16 protein-coding genes are annotated in these 15,799 nt (G+C 42.3%); 12 read left to right on the top strand and 4 right to left on the bottom strand.

Features of this window, described 5'->3' with window-relative positions; translation table 11 throughout:
* The first annotated feature begins 81 nt into the window (after positions 1-81).
* The 12 genes from RMY63_RS06260 (at position 82) to RMY63_RS06205 (ending at position 10,479) form a co-directional block, all read left to right on the top strand.
* Positions 82-429 (top strand): hypothetical protein, encoded by a 348-nt coding sequence (locus RMY63_RS06260; RefSeq protein ID WP_322727874.1) that lies wholly within the window; start codon positions 82-84, stop codon positions 427-429.
* Positions 430-459: 30 nt separating this feature from the next.
* Entirely contained in the window at positions 460-1,260 is an 801-nt protein-coding gene (locus tag RMY63_RS06255; RefSeq protein ID WP_322649148.1) for an SDR family oxidoreductase, read from the top strand.
* Positions 1,261-1,337: 77 nt separating this feature from the next.
* Positions 1,338-2,252: a TauD/TfdA family dioxygenase gene (locus RMY63_RS06250; RefSeq protein WP_322727873.1), complete on the top strand. Its 915-nt coding sequence runs from the start codon at positions 1,338-1,340 to the stop codon at positions 2,250-2,252.
* 438 nt (positions 2,253-2,690) lie between these two features.
* Positions 2,691-3,284: a glutathione S-transferase family protein gene (locus RMY63_RS06245; RefSeq protein ID WP_322727872.1), complete on the top strand. Its 594-nt coding sequence runs from the start codon at positions 2,691-2,693 to the stop codon at positions 3,282-3,284.
* Positions 3,285-3,352: 68 nt separating this feature from the next.
* Positions 3,353-4,738 (top strand): LLM class flavin-dependent oxidoreductase, encoded by a 1,386-nt coding sequence (locus RMY63_RS06240; RefSeq protein ID WP_322727871.1) that lies wholly within the window; start codon positions 3,353-3,355, stop codon positions 4,736-4,738.
* 117 nt (positions 4,739-4,855) lie between these two features.
* Positions 4,856-5,818 (top strand): DMT family transporter, encoded by a 963-nt coding sequence (locus tag RMY63_RS06235; protein WP_322727870.1) that lies wholly within the window; start codon positions 4,856-4,858, stop codon positions 5,816-5,818.
* 178 nt (positions 5,819-5,996) lie between these two features.
* On the top strand, positions 5,997-6,650 hold the full coding sequence (locus RMY63_RS06230) for an HAD family hydrolase (RefSeq protein ID WP_322727869.1): 654 nt from the start codon (positions 5,997-5,999) through the stop codon (positions 6,648-6,650).
* Positions 6,650-7,426 (top strand): sulfite exporter TauE/SafE family protein, encoded by a 777-nt coding sequence (locus RMY63_RS06225; protein ID WP_322727868.1) that lies wholly within the window; start codon positions 6,650-6,652, stop codon positions 7,424-7,426. The genes RMY63_RS06230 and RMY63_RS06225 overlap by 1 nt, the downstream gene beginning before the upstream one ends.
* A 27-nt stretch (positions 7,427-7,453) precedes the next feature.
* Positions 7,454-8,707, top strand: coding sequence for an MFS transporter (locus tag RMY63_RS06220; RefSeq protein ID WP_322727867.1), 1,254 nt, complete (start codon positions 7,454-7,456; stop codon positions 8,705-8,707).
* Between the two features lie 67 nt (positions 8,708-8,774).
* Entirely contained in the window at positions 8,775-9,161 is a 387-nt protein-coding gene (gene hpxZ / locus RMY63_RS06215; RefSeq protein WP_322727866.1) for an oxalurate catabolism protein HpxZ, read from the top strand.
* An 11-nt stretch (positions 9,162-9,172) separates the two neighbouring features.
* Entirely contained in the window at positions 9,173-9,898 is a 726-nt protein-coding gene (locus RMY63_RS06210) for a hypothetical protein (protein WP_322727865.1), read from the top strand.
* A 2-nt stretch (positions 9,899-9,900) separates the two neighbouring features.
* A complete protein-coding gene (locus tag RMY63_RS06205; RefSeq protein WP_322727864.1) occupies positions 9,901-10,479 on the top strand; it encodes an O-methyltransferase in 579 nt (192 codons plus the stop codon).
* Between the two features lie 277 nt (positions 10,480-10,756).
* Here RMY63_RS06205 and RMY63_RS06200 read toward each other — a convergent pair whose 3' ends face one another.
* From RMY63_RS06200 to RMY63_RS06185, 4 genes are all read right to left on the bottom strand, one after another.
* Positions 10,757-11,431 carry a hypothetical protein gene (locus RMY63_RS06200; protein ID WP_322727863.1) on the bottom strand — a complete coding sequence of 225 codons (675 nt, stop codon included), beginning with the start codon at positions 11,429-11,431 and terminating at the stop codon, positions 10,757-10,759.
* A 590-nt stretch (positions 11,432-12,021) separates the two neighbouring features.
* Positions 12,022-12,483, bottom strand: a complete 462-nt coding sequence (locus tag RMY63_RS06195; RefSeq protein ID WP_322727862.1) for a hypothetical protein — start codon at positions 12,481-12,483, stop codon at positions 12,022-12,024.
* Positions 12,484-12,510: 27 nt separating this feature from the next.
* Complete coding sequence (locus RMY63_RS06190) at positions 12,511-14,349, bottom strand: bifunctional serine/threonine-protein kinase/formylglycine-generating enzyme family protein (RefSeq protein WP_322727861.1); 1,839 nt, start codon at positions 14,347-14,349, stop codon at positions 12,511-12,513.
* A 318-nt stretch (positions 14,350-14,667) separates the two neighbouring features.
* Positions 14,668-15,480 (bottom strand): ABC transporter permease, encoded by an 813-nt coding sequence (locus tag RMY63_RS06185; protein ID WP_322727860.1) that lies wholly within the window; start codon positions 15,478-15,480, stop codon positions 14,668-14,670.
* Positions 15,481-15,799 lie beyond the last annotated feature (319 nt).

Genomic DNA, 15,799 nt, shown 5'->3' with positions numbered 1-15,799 from the left:
GCAGCTTTGCTGGAGGTAAAACATTACTATTCCTAACATCCACGCTTGTCATTATGTCCTAACCTTTAATTCGCTTGCTATATGAGGGATAGTGCTGACTTCTGGTTCCAACTAGATCGGCTTGTAGCCATTAGTAATCTCAAGATAGATCGCCCAAAAGGGACATCACATCCACGTTATCCATCCTTTGTTTATCCGCTGGACTATGGATACTTGGAAAACACTCGCTCTGGAGATGGAGCTGATATTGATGTCTGGATAGGTAGTTTATTTAGCAAAAAAGTCACCGCCGTTATTTGTAGTGTTGACTTGGAAAAACGGGATACAGAAATCAAAATACTTCTGGGCTGTACTTCTGGGGAAAATCAAGCCATCTTGGATATCCAAAATACAGGCTCTCAATCAGCAATATTATTGGTTCGCAACTAAAATTACTTACATTTTTGAGGGTAAGTTTGTATGAGCTTAGAACTAAAACTATCAGGTAAAACAGCGATCGTTACAGGAGGAAGTGCGGGAATTGGATTAGCTACTGCCAAAGCACTTTATAGTGAAGGTGTGAATGTGGCGATCGCAGCCCGCAATCAAGAACGCTTAGATCAGGCTGTAGCTGACATCCAGTCTTTACCCACCCCAGGCGCGAAAGTTATTGCCATCAGCGCTGATTTAACGAAAGCAGAGGATGTTGAGAAAGTTGTCTCCACAACATTAGCTCAATTTAATCAGATTGATATCTTGATTAATAATGCCGGATCAGCCCGTGCTGGGTCTTTCCTAGAATCCACTGATGATTTATTTTTGGATGCTTGGAACTTAAAATTATTGGGCTATATTCGCTTAGTTAGAGCCGTTGTTCCTCATCAAAAAAGTCGCGGTGATGGGCGGATTGTCAATATAGTCGGTGGTGCAGGACGGACACCTCGTCCGAACTTTTTAGCTGGTGGTACAAGCAATGCTGCTTTGCTCAACTTCACAAAGGGTATTTCTAAAGAGCTAGCCGAGTACAAGATTCGCATTAACGCTATCTCCCCTGGTGCTACAGCTACTGAGCGTGCCGAAACTTTAGCTCGGCAAAATGCCCAAGCGCAAGGGATTACTGTTGAGCAAGTGAAGGCACAAAATATCCAAAGCATTCCTTTAAAAAGAATTGCCCAGCCAGAAGAAATTGCGGCGCTGGCGTTATTTTTGGTGTCCGATCTTGCTGCATCGATTACAGGAACAGAGATTATCGTTGATGGCGGATCTACCCCTGGTGTTTAGTAGAGACGCGATTTATCAGACGCGATGAATCGCGTCTCTACAATTTGTCAAAATATAAACTTTTTGGAGATAAAAACATGGGTTCTCAATACTTTGATATCAAACCAGTTGCAGGACGTATCGGTGCTGAAATCATCGGCGTTAATCTGAGTTCTAAACTCAGCGATGACATCATCAGTGATATTCGCAAGACTCTAGTTAAATACAAAGTCATCTTTTTCCGTGGTCAGCAACAACTCGATGCTGATGGACAGGTCGCCTTTGCTCGTCGTTTTGGTGAAGTCACTACAGCCCATCCAACTGTACCATCGCTGCCAGAAAATCCAGAAATCTTAGACCTGAATTATGGGCGTACCACTTCCCGCGCCAATAGCTGGCATACTGATGTAACATTTGTAGACCGTCCTCCTCTTGGTTCTATCTTACGAGCGCTTGATATTCCGCCAACTGGTGGCGACACAATCTGGGCAAACTCAGTAACTGCATACCAAGATTTACCTATTCATCTACGTAATTTCGCAGACCAACTTTGGGCGGTACACAGCAACAAATTCGACTATGCAACTGCATTCGACCTACCTGAAGATGCCAAGGCTTATCGGGCTGTCTTCACCTCGACTGTATACGAGACTCTGCACCCAGTTGTACGCATCCATCCCGAATCTGGAGAGCGTGGACTATTCATCGGCGGATTTGTGCGCCAGTTCCGTGGCTTATCAACAACTGAATCAGATGACATTCTGCGGCTGTTGCAAGCATATATCACTCGTCCTGAAAACACAGTCCGGTGGCGTTGGCAAGTTGGTGACGTAGCCTTTTGGGATAACCGAGCTACTCAACATTATGCGATCGCAGATTACGGCGACCAGCCCCGCCACGTTCAACGAGTCACAATTGTCGGCGACCTCCCAGTTGGCATCGATGGTAAACAAAGTGAGGCGATCAAGGGAGATGCTTCTGAGTACAACCGACGTGAAGCAGTGACTGCGTAATACTTGGGGATGGGGCATTGGGCATTGGGCATTGGGCATGGGGAATAGCGGATGAGTCTTTGATACTCGTGAACGAGTCTTTAATACTCGTGAATGAGTCTTTGATACTCGTGAACGAGTCTTTGATACTCGCGGACGAGTCTTTGATACTCGTTCACGAGTCTTTAATACTCGTGAACGAGTCTTTGATACTCGCGGACGAGTCTTTGATACTCGCGGACGAGTCTTTGATACTCGCGGACGAGTCTTTGATACTCGCGGACGAGTCTTTAATACTCGCGGACGAGTCTTTAATACTCGCTGACGAGTCTTTGAACTCCACTCCCCTGATTTCTCTGCTCCCCCTCATCTCCCCACTCCCCTTTGCTGGCTTAACCTTCCACTGATTAATGACTCCTGAATTCTGAACTCAGTATCTAATGATGATCGCACTTTTTTATGAAACTCTTCTATACACCTAACTCACCCTATGCACGCATTGCACGGGTAGCAATAATAGAATTGAATCTGTGCGATCGCATCGAAACGCAAAAAGTCATTGCACGAGATCCAAACAGCGACCTATTGAATTACAACCCTACAGGTAAAGTTCCAACGCTAGCGACTGATGACGGATTTATTTTGAGTGAAACACGTATAATTTGTGCCTATCTGAATCACTTAAATCCTGAAATTAAACTAGTTGCTGACATTTCTAATGGCTTTTTACAGCAACTTGAAGGTATGACTGGTGGGTTCATAGATGGTATTGCTGTCTGGGTAAGGGAGTTAAGGCGTCCCCACAGCGAGCAGTCTCCTGGGGCGATCAAGTTTGAGCGTGAGCGGGCGTTGAGAATTTTGGACTACTTCGAGAAGATATCAGATAAACTCGACCAAACTCCAAAACTTGCTCATATAACCCTCGCCTCTGCACTGGGACTAGACATCCGTCTTCCCAATTTGCAATGGCGGCAGAAATATCCAAAACTTGCTCATTGGTACGATGAATTCTCTAAACTACCCTCCATCCAAGCAACAAGACCAGAGTCTTAATAACTAACATTTTCTTGTTCCAAACAAGAGAACGAAAAAAGCATAAGTACGCCCTCACAAATAGAATCATGAGTACAAAAAAACAACTTAAACTCGGAGCATTTTTACCCGGTAGTGGTCATCACGTCGCAGCGTGGCGACATCCTAACACCCCGGCTGATGGAGGTCTAAACTTCCAACATTATAAGCAGCTGGCACAAACGGCTGAACGGGGCAAATTTGATATGCTTTTCCTCGCAGATGGTTTAGCCATCTGGGATCGAGGGCAAGGGACTGAGGCTTTTAGTCGTTCGGGACAATTCAGCGTCCACTTTGAACCTTTAACCTTATTGTCGGCTCTGTCTGCGGTGACAGAAAATATTGGGTTGGTAGCAACATCATCAACAACTTATGATGAGCCTTTTCATCTCGCCCGCAAATTTGCGTCACTAGATTATTTAAGCGGTGGTCGTGCCGGATGGAATCTTGTAACCTCAGCTGCTGAAGCCGCAGCGCAGAATTTCAGCCAAGAAAACCACCTAGAACACTCGCTGCGCTATGAACGGGCGAGGGAATTTGTGGATGTTGTCACCAAACTCTGGGACAGTTGGGAAGACGATGCTTTCCTCCACAATAAGGAGTCGGGTATTTACTTCGATGCAGAAAAGTTGCATGTTCCCCACCACAAGGGCAAATATTTCTCGGTGCGCGGTCCGCTCAATGTGGCGCGTCCACCGCAGGGATATCCAGTAATCGTACAAGCTGGATCTTCCGAGGCTGGACAAGATTTAGCTGCCCAAACAGCAGAGGCGATTTTCACTGCACAACAGACATTGGCAGAAGCTCAAGCCTTCTACGCCAACGTCAAGGGGAGATTGGCTAAATACGGACGTTCCCCTGACCATCTGAAAATTATGCCAGGGGTATTCCCGGTAATTGGTAAGACTGAGCAGGAAGCTAAGGATAAATATGAGCAACTTCAGGAGTTGATTCATCCCTTGGTTGGATTAGGGCTGCTTTCTGGGTTAGTGGGTGGATATGATTTGTCTAAGTATCCCCTAGATGGGCCACTGCCGGATCTGCCAGATACCAACGGTGGCAAAAGCCGCTTGCAACTGATCACCGATCTTGCCCGCAGAGAGAATTTAACAATTAGGCAACTGTATTTGTGGATTGCAGGAGCGCGGGGACATCGAACGATTCTCGGAACACCAGAACACATTGCCGATCAACTCGAAGATTGGTTTGTCAATGGTGGGGCTGATGGATTTAACATCATGCCGCCCTGGCTACCTGGGGGTTTAGAGGAATTCGTAGACTTGGTAATTCCCGAACTGCAACGCCGAGGAATATTTCGTACTGAGTATGAAGGTCGAACGCTGCGTGAAAATCTCGGTTTGCCTCGTCCAGTGAACCAGTTCACCACAAATACTGCTCCTGAACCTGTGGGCGTCGGTTCCTTGGCATCGTTTTGATTGAACAACTGGCAGTGTTTTTGAAGCGACGGCTTTGATTTCCTTAAACTTTATCTGGTTTGTTATTCCAGTGGTTTTAACAATACAATCAAGTCGTCTCTAAGGAAACTTTTTATCGTGTTGGGCATCTTAACGGTTCTTCTATCCTCCTTTGTTTTGACGTTTCACAACGTTACTGTCCGAGTTTTGTTTTCAGAACATCTCGTACTAGGTTTATTTTTAGTCGGTGGATACGTTAAACCGGATTTGCAGAATTCCTTCTTGCTGATGTTCATGCGAATGCTGCTGGTGGTTCCACTCATGGCATCTCTATCATTCAAGCTATATCCATCTGCTTGGACAGAATTTCAAGACTTGTTCACCCGCAAGCGTAGAGATGTTCTGATTCAAGCTCTTGGCTGTGGGGTGCTGATGTTTGTGTATATTGCATCACTCTACATTGGTATTGGTTTGATTCCCACAGGTATTGCCTTGACCCTCTTCTTCACTTATCCCGTATTTACAGCGCTGCTGTCATGGAGGTTTTTTGGCGATCGCCCGACATTGTTCCGTTGGCTGGTAATGGCTATTATTCTGGTGGGAAGCGCTTTAACCATTCCCCAATCTTCTGCCACTTACAGCAGTCATACCATTGCAATCGGTATTTTCGCTAGTTTTGGCGCTGGGATCGTTTATGCCTTTTATTGCATCATTGCTCAAAAATGTTTAGAAAAATTCCATCCAGTTCCCTTTACCTGGATCAGTTTTGCCTCCACTTTACTGCTTTCCGGTGTTAGTTTACTTTTTTGGCCAGCTAATAACGCCCAACTTGATTGGACACCCCTATGGATTGGTAGCATATTTTCGGGTCTTGTCAGCTTTATCGGACACACTTTAAACAATGTGGGGATTAGGATGGTTGGCGCTTCTACCGCTTCCATAATCGGCTCTAGCAGTCCAGCATTGACGGCGCTTGTTGCATGGTTAACGATTAGCGAAACTTTAAACGTAATTCAGAGCGTCGGAATTGGTGTTGTCACATTGGGGATCGGGTTACTTAGTGGAGAAGGCTTTATTAAATCGCTCAAAATAAGGAGTTAGATTCTAGTTGAACTATTTGGTCTATCGCATTAATCATACGGGTTTGCACAAATACTAAAGAGAAGTTTTCACAAATGATTTAGGACTGCTATATCTGTAAATCAGTCCTGGATTTTGTACCTTACTTACTTGCAATACGCTGTATATCAATCACTTATGTCTAATTTGATATTAATATATGCTTTTTGACGCTGTTCTTTTTGATTTAGATGGGACTTTGACAGATCCTAAACCTGGCATCACTGGTTGCATTCAGTATGCGGTCACTGAACTCGGTTACAAACCACCGAATGCTGATCAATTAAATTGGTGTATTGGCCCACCACTGAAAGATAGCTTTTCGCAACTACTCAATACCTTAGATAGCACAGTGATTGAACAGGCTATTTTACTTTACCGTCGTCGCTTTGCCACAATTGGATTATTTGAAAACTCCCTTTATCCCCAAATTTCAGAAGTCCTAAAAGCCATTCGTTTTGCTGGTTATAAAACTTTTGTTGCGACTTCTAAACCATATATTTATGCTACGCAGATTATTGAATATTTTGGCTTATCATTGCTTTTTGATGGTGTTTATGGTAGCGAACTTGACGGCACACGGAGCATAAAAGGTGACTTAATTCACCATATTTTATTAACAGAAAAACTTTTACCCTCTACTGTGGTGATGGTAGGCGATCGCTCACATGACATCATTGGAGCCAAGCGCCATCAAATCGCCTCAATTGGTGTTACCTATGGTTATGGAACTGAGGAAGAATTAAAAGCTCATGGTGCTGACTTGATTGCCCATTCTCCAAGTGATATTTCCAAATTAATAATTCGTAAATAATGCCACCATCTTTAACACTTTTCCATAGCTTACTTCTGTTTAGTACCGCTTTCATTGCAGGTGGGCTAAACGCTGTAGCGGGTGGTGGAAGCTTTATCACGTTTCCAACTCTCATCTTTACGGGTGTACCGCCGATAGCAGCTAACGCCACCAATAATACTGCGATTTGGGTGGCTTCCCTCGCAAGTGCTGGAGCATATCGTCAAGATTTGGGCATCGAACGGCGAGATTTTTTACTTCTATGTGGTGTCAGTTTAGTTGGTGGAATAATTGGCTCGATAGCTTTGTTATATACATCGCCAGATATCTTTAAAAAGCTGATTCCCTATTTATTGCTGCTAGCAACAGTTGTGTTTACCTTTGGCGAACCGTTCAAAAAGTGGTTGCAGCGTCAAAACCAGAATACATCACTAGAATCTGTACCATTGTTAAATTTGATACTGGCTCAACTAGCGATCGCAATCTATGGCGGTTTCTTTGGCGCAGGTATAGGGATTTTAATGCTGGCAAGTCTAACATTTTTAGGTATCAAAAGTATTCACAAAATAAATGCTTTTAAGACATTTTTAGGGAGTTGTATCAATGGTATTGCGATCGTTCCATTTATTTTTGGAGGTGTGATTGCTTGGCATCAAGCTATTTTGATGGCAGTAGGTGGTTCTCTGGGTGGTTATTTAAGTGCTCATTATGCTCGTCAACTTGAACCGCACTTAATTCGGAAATTTGTGATGATTGTTGCCTTTACCATGACTGCCTACTTTTTTATTCACGGTTAAAGACTGGGAACTACTGAGGGGTAATGTATGGAAGCATCAAGAAAATCGCAGGTCATGCTGCGTGCTTTTAGTTCCAGAAATTTTCGCCTGTACTACACAGGTCAGGCAATTTCTCTGATTGGTACGTCAATGACTCAGGTGGCTACAAGTTGGCTGGTATATCGCCTCACCGATTCCGCCTGGTTGCTGGGTCTAGTGGGCTTTACCAGCCAAATTCCCACGCTTGTTTTGATTCCTCTAGGTGGAATCGTCGCCGATCGCACGAACCGCCATCGCATTCTGCTTCTCGCCCAGATTATGGGGATGCTTCAATCTTTGGCTCTGACATGGCTGGCTCTGAGCGGTACTATTAACGTCTGGCAGATTGCATTTCTTGGTGTGCTGCAAGGGATAATCAACGCTTTCGATATTCCTACCCGACAGGCATTTCTACCGGAAACAGTCAGTAAGGAAAATCTTGGTAATGCCTTTGCCTTATACTCTTCCCTTGTTAGCGTTTCAGTGATGCTTGGCCCTGCGATCGCAGGCTTGTTAATTGCGACGGTGGGATCGGGGGTTTGTTTTCTACTCGATAGTATCAGTTACATTGCCGTAATTATTGCCCTGCTTGCAATGAACCTTGCCCCTAAAAAAGCTGTTATTTCCACACGCAAACCTTTAGAAGAATTGAAAGCTAGCTTTAATTATGCCTTTGGGTTTTTGCCAATTCGATCAGTCTTAATTGGTTCAGCTTTAGTCTGCTGCGTCTGGGGATTTTACTTAGCTTTGGGGCCGATTTTTGCCAAAGAGATTTTGCAGGGCGGCCCTAACACCTTTGGCTTTTTGATGACAGCTTCCAGTTTGGGAACTTTAGCAGGTGGTATCTATTTAACCAAGCATAGCAATGTACTGGAGTCGGGTAAAGTTCTAGCATTGGGCATAGGTTTTATGGGGGTAAGCTTGATTGCCTTTTCCCTATCCCGCGTGTTCTGGCTTTCACTGATCTCATTGTTGGCGGCTGGTTTCGGCTTTATTTTGCAGATAATTGCCGGACGCACTTTACTTCAGTTGTTGGTGAGCGATCGCGATCGTGGGCAAATTACAGGTCTTTACGTTATGGCATCTACAGGCGCAGTACCTATAGGCAACTTAATAGCTGGCGTACTAGCAAGTAAAATTGGTAGTAGCAATACTGTCATCCTTGGTGCAAGTATTTGTATTGCAGGCTCACTTTTCTTTATCCAGCAAATCTCCACCTTTCGCGATCTAGTTCGTCTGAATCTACCTGCTGAAGGAGCTTAAAAGAAAATAGCTCTGACTATTTGAAAGAGTGCATAATCAACCACAATAACAAAAATTGGTAACAATAATGACTACTATAAATGACCCTACTGTTATCGCTGAAGTAACTGATTTGTACCTCAAGTATGAAGAAGCCCTTTCTAATAACAATTTAGAGGTGATGGATAGCTTGTTTTGGGATGCGCCCGAAGTAGTGCGGTTTGGCATTACAGAAAACCTCTATGGCAGCGATGAAATTCGTAACTTTCGCGCCTCTCGACCAAACCCAAAAATAGAGCGAGAAATCTCGAATTTCAAGGTTGTAACCTTTGGGAAAGATGCAGCAACAGTGACTTTAGAATTTCGCCGGATTATCAATGATATAGAGCGTTTCGGGCGACAAAGCCAGACTTGGTACAGGTTTACCGAAGGATGGAAGGTGGTTTCAGCCCATGTTTCATTATTGCCAGTGTGAGTTTTAAAACTATGACTAGCATTACCGAAATTGCCCCAGATATCTATCGCATCTCAACCTATGACCCAAAAATAGATATGCAATTCATCCAGTTTTTAGTGAAGGATGAAGAACCATTATTATTTCATACGGGTCTAAAGGGGATGTTTCCACTAGTGCATGATGCAGTGTCAAAGATTATTGACCCATCACAAATTCGCTGGATTAGCTTTAGCCATTTTGAAGCTGATGAATGTGGATCGCTAAATGAATGGCTGTCCATTGCGCCAAATGCTCAGACAGTTTGTAGCCCCATAGCAGCCTTTGTGAGTGTAGATGATTTTGCAATTCGTCCATCCAAAATTATGCAACACACTGAAGTTTTAAACACTGGTAAATATAGTTTTCAGTTTCACCATACACCACAAGTTCCTCACGGTTGGGATGCAGGATTATTCTTGGAAACTAGTCATAAAACCTTATTTTGCTCAGACCTTTTCCACCAGTTTGGAAATGTGGAAGCAATAACTGAGTCTGATGTAATTGAACGCTTCCGTCAAACAATCGTCAATTATGAAGCAAGTCCTTTTCCCAATTACATACCATATACAACACATAGCGATCGCATTCTCCAAGAATTAGCAGCTCTCAAGCCGCGTACACTGGCGACAATGCATGGTTCAACGTTTGTGGGAGATGGTGAACGTGCATTGCAGGATTTAGCAGTGGTTCTGCGAGAAGTTTTGGTCAAGAAATAGATATGACAACCTATCCTATCGCCTCTAGTCCATCATTAGTGCAACAGGCCGAATCTCTAGCTGCACAACTTGAGTTTAGCCAATCCTCACTCCCAGAAGTTGGTCGCCTGTTGCATGTCCTCACGAGCCACATCACACAGGGTCAAATTGGCGAGATTGGTAGCGGGTGTGGGGTTGGTGCTGCGTGGATTGTGAGCGCATTACACCCAAATAGTACATTGATTACTATTGAAAGCGATCGCCAGCTTGCCAAACTTGTGCAACAGCTATTTGCAAATAAGTCTAATGTCTGCACATTTCAAGGTGACTGGCGCGATTTACTCACCTACGCCCCCTTTGATTTGTTATTTGCCGATGGCGGAAAAGCAAAACTCACAGAACCTCAGACATTGATAAATGCTCTCAAGCTTGGAGGCTTTATCTTACTAGACGATCTCACACCCGAAGAATACTGGCCACCAGAATGGCATGGACGCACAGATCCAATCAGGGAATTTTGGCTCAAAGATCCTCGGATTGCTGCCACAGAAATCCGCGTGACAGCAAAAAATTCAGTAATTTTAGCAACACGCATTCAATGAAATAATTACAAGCAAAGTAAATAATTGGTCTTTCAAGACGCGATAAATCGCGTCTCTACATCAGGGTTTTGTTGCTCATTCTGAACTGTATTGCCTGATAATTGGGTTCTCTCCTTCCTAGTCTTTAACTAAGAATGCCTGTCGTTGAGGCTTTTGCTTCAAGACTTGCGGCAGCAGCCCAATGAGCAGCATTTTCAGCCTCTTGCTGGAAACGAGATTTGAAAAGGATTAAGGTTGGGTTGTAGAGCGAACGTTTGGTTGGCTATGCTTCAAAATATCAAGTGCATTTAATTTTTTGGGTATAAAATCTAGCTGCTAAAAGAGCCGCACCTGCTACTAAAGTTGCTAGTACACTATCAGCTTCAGGGACGGCAGCAACTTGAGCATCAATTCGTGCAGTTCCAGCAAACAAACCGGACAATTTAGGGTCATCTAATATATCAGCAAACTCTGGAGAAATCAATAATTGAACATCAGGGATGGTTAAATTTTGGCCATCAAATGCCACAAGTCCCGGAGTGCTCAAATCAAACAAAATTGTATTTAAAGAAAATGTGTCTCTTAAAACAAGTCCGCTAGCACCTGTGACAGTACGTCCTGGAGCAAAACCGATTGAAAAATCACCAACAGTAATTTGATCGTTGAATGTAACAGTACCAGTATCCTCGATTGTACCTGAAAGCGGAGTAAAACCGCCCTCGTCACTGAATGTGAAGTTAGTAAGTGAGTCGATGTTAAAGCCAACTAAGTAATTGCTAGGAATTGGTGGGACTGTCTGATTAGTGCCTGTCAAGGTTAGCCCAATACTACTAAGAATCTCCTCATGATCGCGATCGATGCTGGTGACTCCAGATATCACTTTAAAAGTTGCAGCTTCTACCTGTATAGGTGCTATGGAGATAAAAGCTGCTGTCGTACAACCAAGAATCCCTGCAAACTGAAAAAAACGCATATATATTTCTGATGATCTTTGTAGTTTATTTTATCTAAAAAAATGTCCTTAATTCATATATAAACTCAAAAATTACCACTAAAAGACTATTCTCAAAATTTAAGATTATGTAAACGTCCAGTTAATAACAAAATTGAAACCATACAGTTACAAATACAAAGTTAAGTAAGCGGGTATAAATAAAAATCACTGGTTATAATGAGGCGGAAAATATAAGGTATAAAGCATTAAGAATAGAAAATGAAAAAAATATAGTTACGTTTAATTATGTCCAGTGCCAATTATTTAGGAGCCAATTTCAAATTCCCTCTTCCAAGCTTGGCAAAGGGATTTAGAGTGAAAGCTCATTAATTCATCCAAGAAGTCTAATTAGGTATTCGCAGACTCTAGCTGAGAACCAGAGAAAGCTGATTTATTCTCGCCGATTTAAGTAAGTCGGTGCAATAAAACCAAACTGTGTGAAGAAAAGTAAATAATGCTCAAACTCTTTCTCCCCCTGCTCTCTCTTGCCCCTATCCCCAGAGGGGACACCGAGTCCCCCTGCCTTATCTCAACAATAATTATTTACACCGACCTACTTACTTCTTAGTTCACAGACTTGTTTTAATCCACCAACTTATTTTCTCCAAATTAGGATCTATTTCCTGCCAAAAACTTGCTGAAGAGTCTGCCTCTCTTGTTTTTGCAAGTATTTTATCTATACTGTCGAAGTTTTTTTGAATTAACTGCTTATCTAATTTAGGAATATCTAATTTCAGATATTTCAGACGGTTGGGTAACTCTACTTTTTCTTTTGCTGGCAAGTGGGCAATCTGAGCAACTTGTTCTAAAATTGTGTCTATTGATACAATAATTTCTGGCAGGCTGGGCTTTTTAGTTTTTAATTGTAAATCTTTTTCTTCAAAGGCTTCTTCTTGATTACCTAACTTTACTAAGACTATTTTGACGAAGAAAATATTGTAATCTACCTCACTAACTTCACCCACTTGCTGATGATATTTTCCACTTTTATTTATAACTACTATGTCACCTTTCTCAATTCTATTGCTCATAATTTATACAACCTTGTAATTAAATTACTAAATAATCTCCTCTACAGAAAATACTACTCTAAAGCCACAAACCCTCAGTCCACCGTCTGACTCATTCCAGCTACGACTGGCGCTGCGACAAAGTTCTGCACTAAAACTCCAAGAACCACCGCGTAGCACTCGACGATTTATATCACCGCCAACTTCCCAAACTGTTCCATCTAAGGGTGCGTCATTGTAATTGTTATGCCACGAATCAGCACACCATTCCCAAACTAACCCGTGCATATCGTACAATCCAAAGGCGTTGGCGACTTCAAAACTACCGACGTTTGTTGTTTCTTTACGGAATTTGCTTTTTGGTTCCATAGTGCAGCTGACTAACTCAGGAGTAATGGTTTCGCCAAAATGGAATGAGGTTGTAGTTCCAGCCCGACAAGCATATTCCCATTCAGCTTCACTCGGTAAACGGTAGTCGCGTCCAGTTTTTTCTGATAGCCTGAGACAGAATTCTACAGCCTCATACCAAGATACATTTTCTACTGGTCTATCTAAACCTTTGAATTTCGATGGATGGGGATTTAAAGCTTGTTTGACTTTGGGTAAAGCTGCTACTACTCTCCACTGTGCTTGAGTTACAGGAAATTTCCCCATAAAAAATGGTTCAACGGTAACTTGATGTCGAGGACGTTCGTCAGCATCTCCTTCAAATTCCAGTGAACCCATCATGTAAGTACCACCAGGAATTGATACCATTTCTAATGTGACAGACTTACTCAATTCTTCAGCAAAGAAGTTTGCATTACAGTTCATGCGGTTTACTTCTCTACCACCTGTGTCTACTGTCACTACTTCAAATTCAAAGGTTTCTAATGGGGGTAATGGTACGATTCCTTTTGGTGGTAGCGGCGGTAATATTGGCTGAGACATCGAAACAATTTTTAAGGCAACAGGTTCAATGTTTGATGTGGCAAACTTTACATCGTTGATGACTTCTACTGCTGTTTGATATCTTTCACTCGGTAGATGTTTGAGTAATTTATCTAAAATTTTCCCTAAGTCGTCGCTGATAGTAATACCTTTTTTCTGTAAACGTTCACGCCACAACCATTTAGCATTCATGGCATCATAAATAGGGTCATTAATCTGTCCAGAAGCATCCTGCAACGGCAAACATTGAGTTAAAAGACGCACACAAGTTACGCCCAAAGCATACAAATCACTGCCATGACAAGCAAACCCAGCCATTTGTTCTGTTGGAGCATAACCAAGGGTATAAATTACTGTAGCTTGTCTTCCGATACTGGTTTGTGTTACCTGTTTAGCACCGCCAAAGTCAATTAAGACGGGTTTTTCATCACTTGCACGGCGGATGATATTTTCTGGTTTGATATCCCGATGAATAACGTTATGGGTATGAATGAATTCCAGAACTGGCAATAAATCAGCTAAAAGTTCCCAAATTTGTTGTTCGCCATAAATTTGTTGCTGAACTTCTTGTAAGAGAGTTTTTCCTTGAATAAATTCTTGTACGAGATACAAGCTAGTACCTTGTTCAAAATAAGCTAGTAATCTGGGAATTTGGGTATGATTTTCTCCCAGTTCATACAACCGAAAAGCTTCTTCTTTGAAAAATTCTGCGGCTTTAGTACGTTGTCCTGTTCCCTGAAATTGTGGGAAAAATTGCTTGATGACGCAAGGGGCGTTTAGTCTGTCTACATCTTCTGTAGCATAAGTTCTACTAAATCCACCTTCACCTAAAAGTCTTAATACACGGTAACGGTTTCTGAGAAGTTTACCAAAGTTGCTTTGTCCGCAACTCACGCAAAATCTATTGCTATCAGAGTTGAATGGATTTGAGCAATTGGGATTTTGGCAGATTTGCATAATGAGGAGGAAATAGCATCTTCTCCAAAGTTAGCCCCAATATTATCTAATTGAAAACAGTTATGTAGAGAAGCGAACACGGAAGTTTATTCATGTGTTTAAAACTATCTTTCACACGAGGGCAGACGGATGAATAAATTATATTTATTTACTTATTTATACTAGGACATTGTGTTAGGAGAAACTACGCTAATGTTGCCATGATATTGGTGCGTTACGGCAAGCCTAACACACCCTACATTTTAATATAGCTGTTTTTCCTCATCCAAAAAGTTCGCAAATAACCAAATTACCAATAATTTTGATTGCCAATTGCAACTATTCTTTGAAAGTTTTATTTTCTCCAGAAGCGCGAATTAATTCAGCTACAAGGGCAACGATCGCAGATACTGAAATTAACATGACACTCAGAGCATTAATATCAGGTTTAACTCCGGTTCTAATGCGGCTAAAAATTTCCATTGGCAGGGTGTTAGAACCGCTACCAGCAGTAAAACTGGCGATGAGAAAGTCATCTAAGCTGAGGACAAAAGCCAATAGACAACCAGCGACAATCCCAGGCATTAATTGAGGTAACAATACTTTGATGAAAGCTTGGGTTGGTGTCGCGCCTAAATCTAGTGCTGCTTCTTCTAAGTGTGGATCTAAATTGGTCAGTCGGGAAGCAACCACAAGTCCAACGTATGCCAGACAAAACACCACATGGGCTGCAACTATCGTCCACAAACTCAAAGGTATCGCAAAGGCTGCTAGACATACTAGGGTAGCCACCGCGATCGCAATATCGGGAATAATTAATGGTAGGTAAGCAATACCACGATACAATTTCTTGCCAGGAAACTCGTAACGCGCCAACCCAACCGCCATCAAGGTTCCCACCACTGCTGAAATTGCCACAGCACAACCAGCAACTATCATACTGTTTTGCAAAGCCGATAAAATGCGATCGTCACTGAACAACTTGCGATACCAATCGAGAGTGAATCCTTGCCAAGTTGCACTGTAGGGCGACTGATTGAAGCTATAAAAGCCAAGTACCAGTATGGGCAGGTACATGAACACAAATATCAACAGTGAGAAAACCGCCTGCCATGAGACACGCGGTTTTTTGAGAGATGGAGAGATATTCACGTTTATATACGATTTTTCTTGATAGCAATACAAAATATCATATTTCATGTACAAAGTCAATAATTTAACTATCTTCTCTTTTTTTTGACTAGTAAAGAATCGAATAGCATCTCAATTAATCATCGGCGATCGCAGATATTTTTCGCAAAATATCAGTATTTAGCTTAAAAATTGACGATTTTAGGAAATTTCTGGTGTGAGCAAAATCTATATTTAACATTGCGCCAAATCACCAAAAATTAATAACCCAGAGTGTATTTACCTCTTTAGGAGTGGGTAATTTCCGTACTAGGATAGACATAAATTATAGAAGTAAGAG

Origin of the sequence: Nostoc sp. ChiQUE01b (assembly GCF_034531255.1) — a bacterium.
Classification (GTDB): Bacteria; Cyanobacteriota; Cyanobacteriia; order Cyanobacteriales; family Nostocaceae; genus Nostoc.
This window is presented reverse-complemented; position numbering and strand designations above follow the sequence as displayed.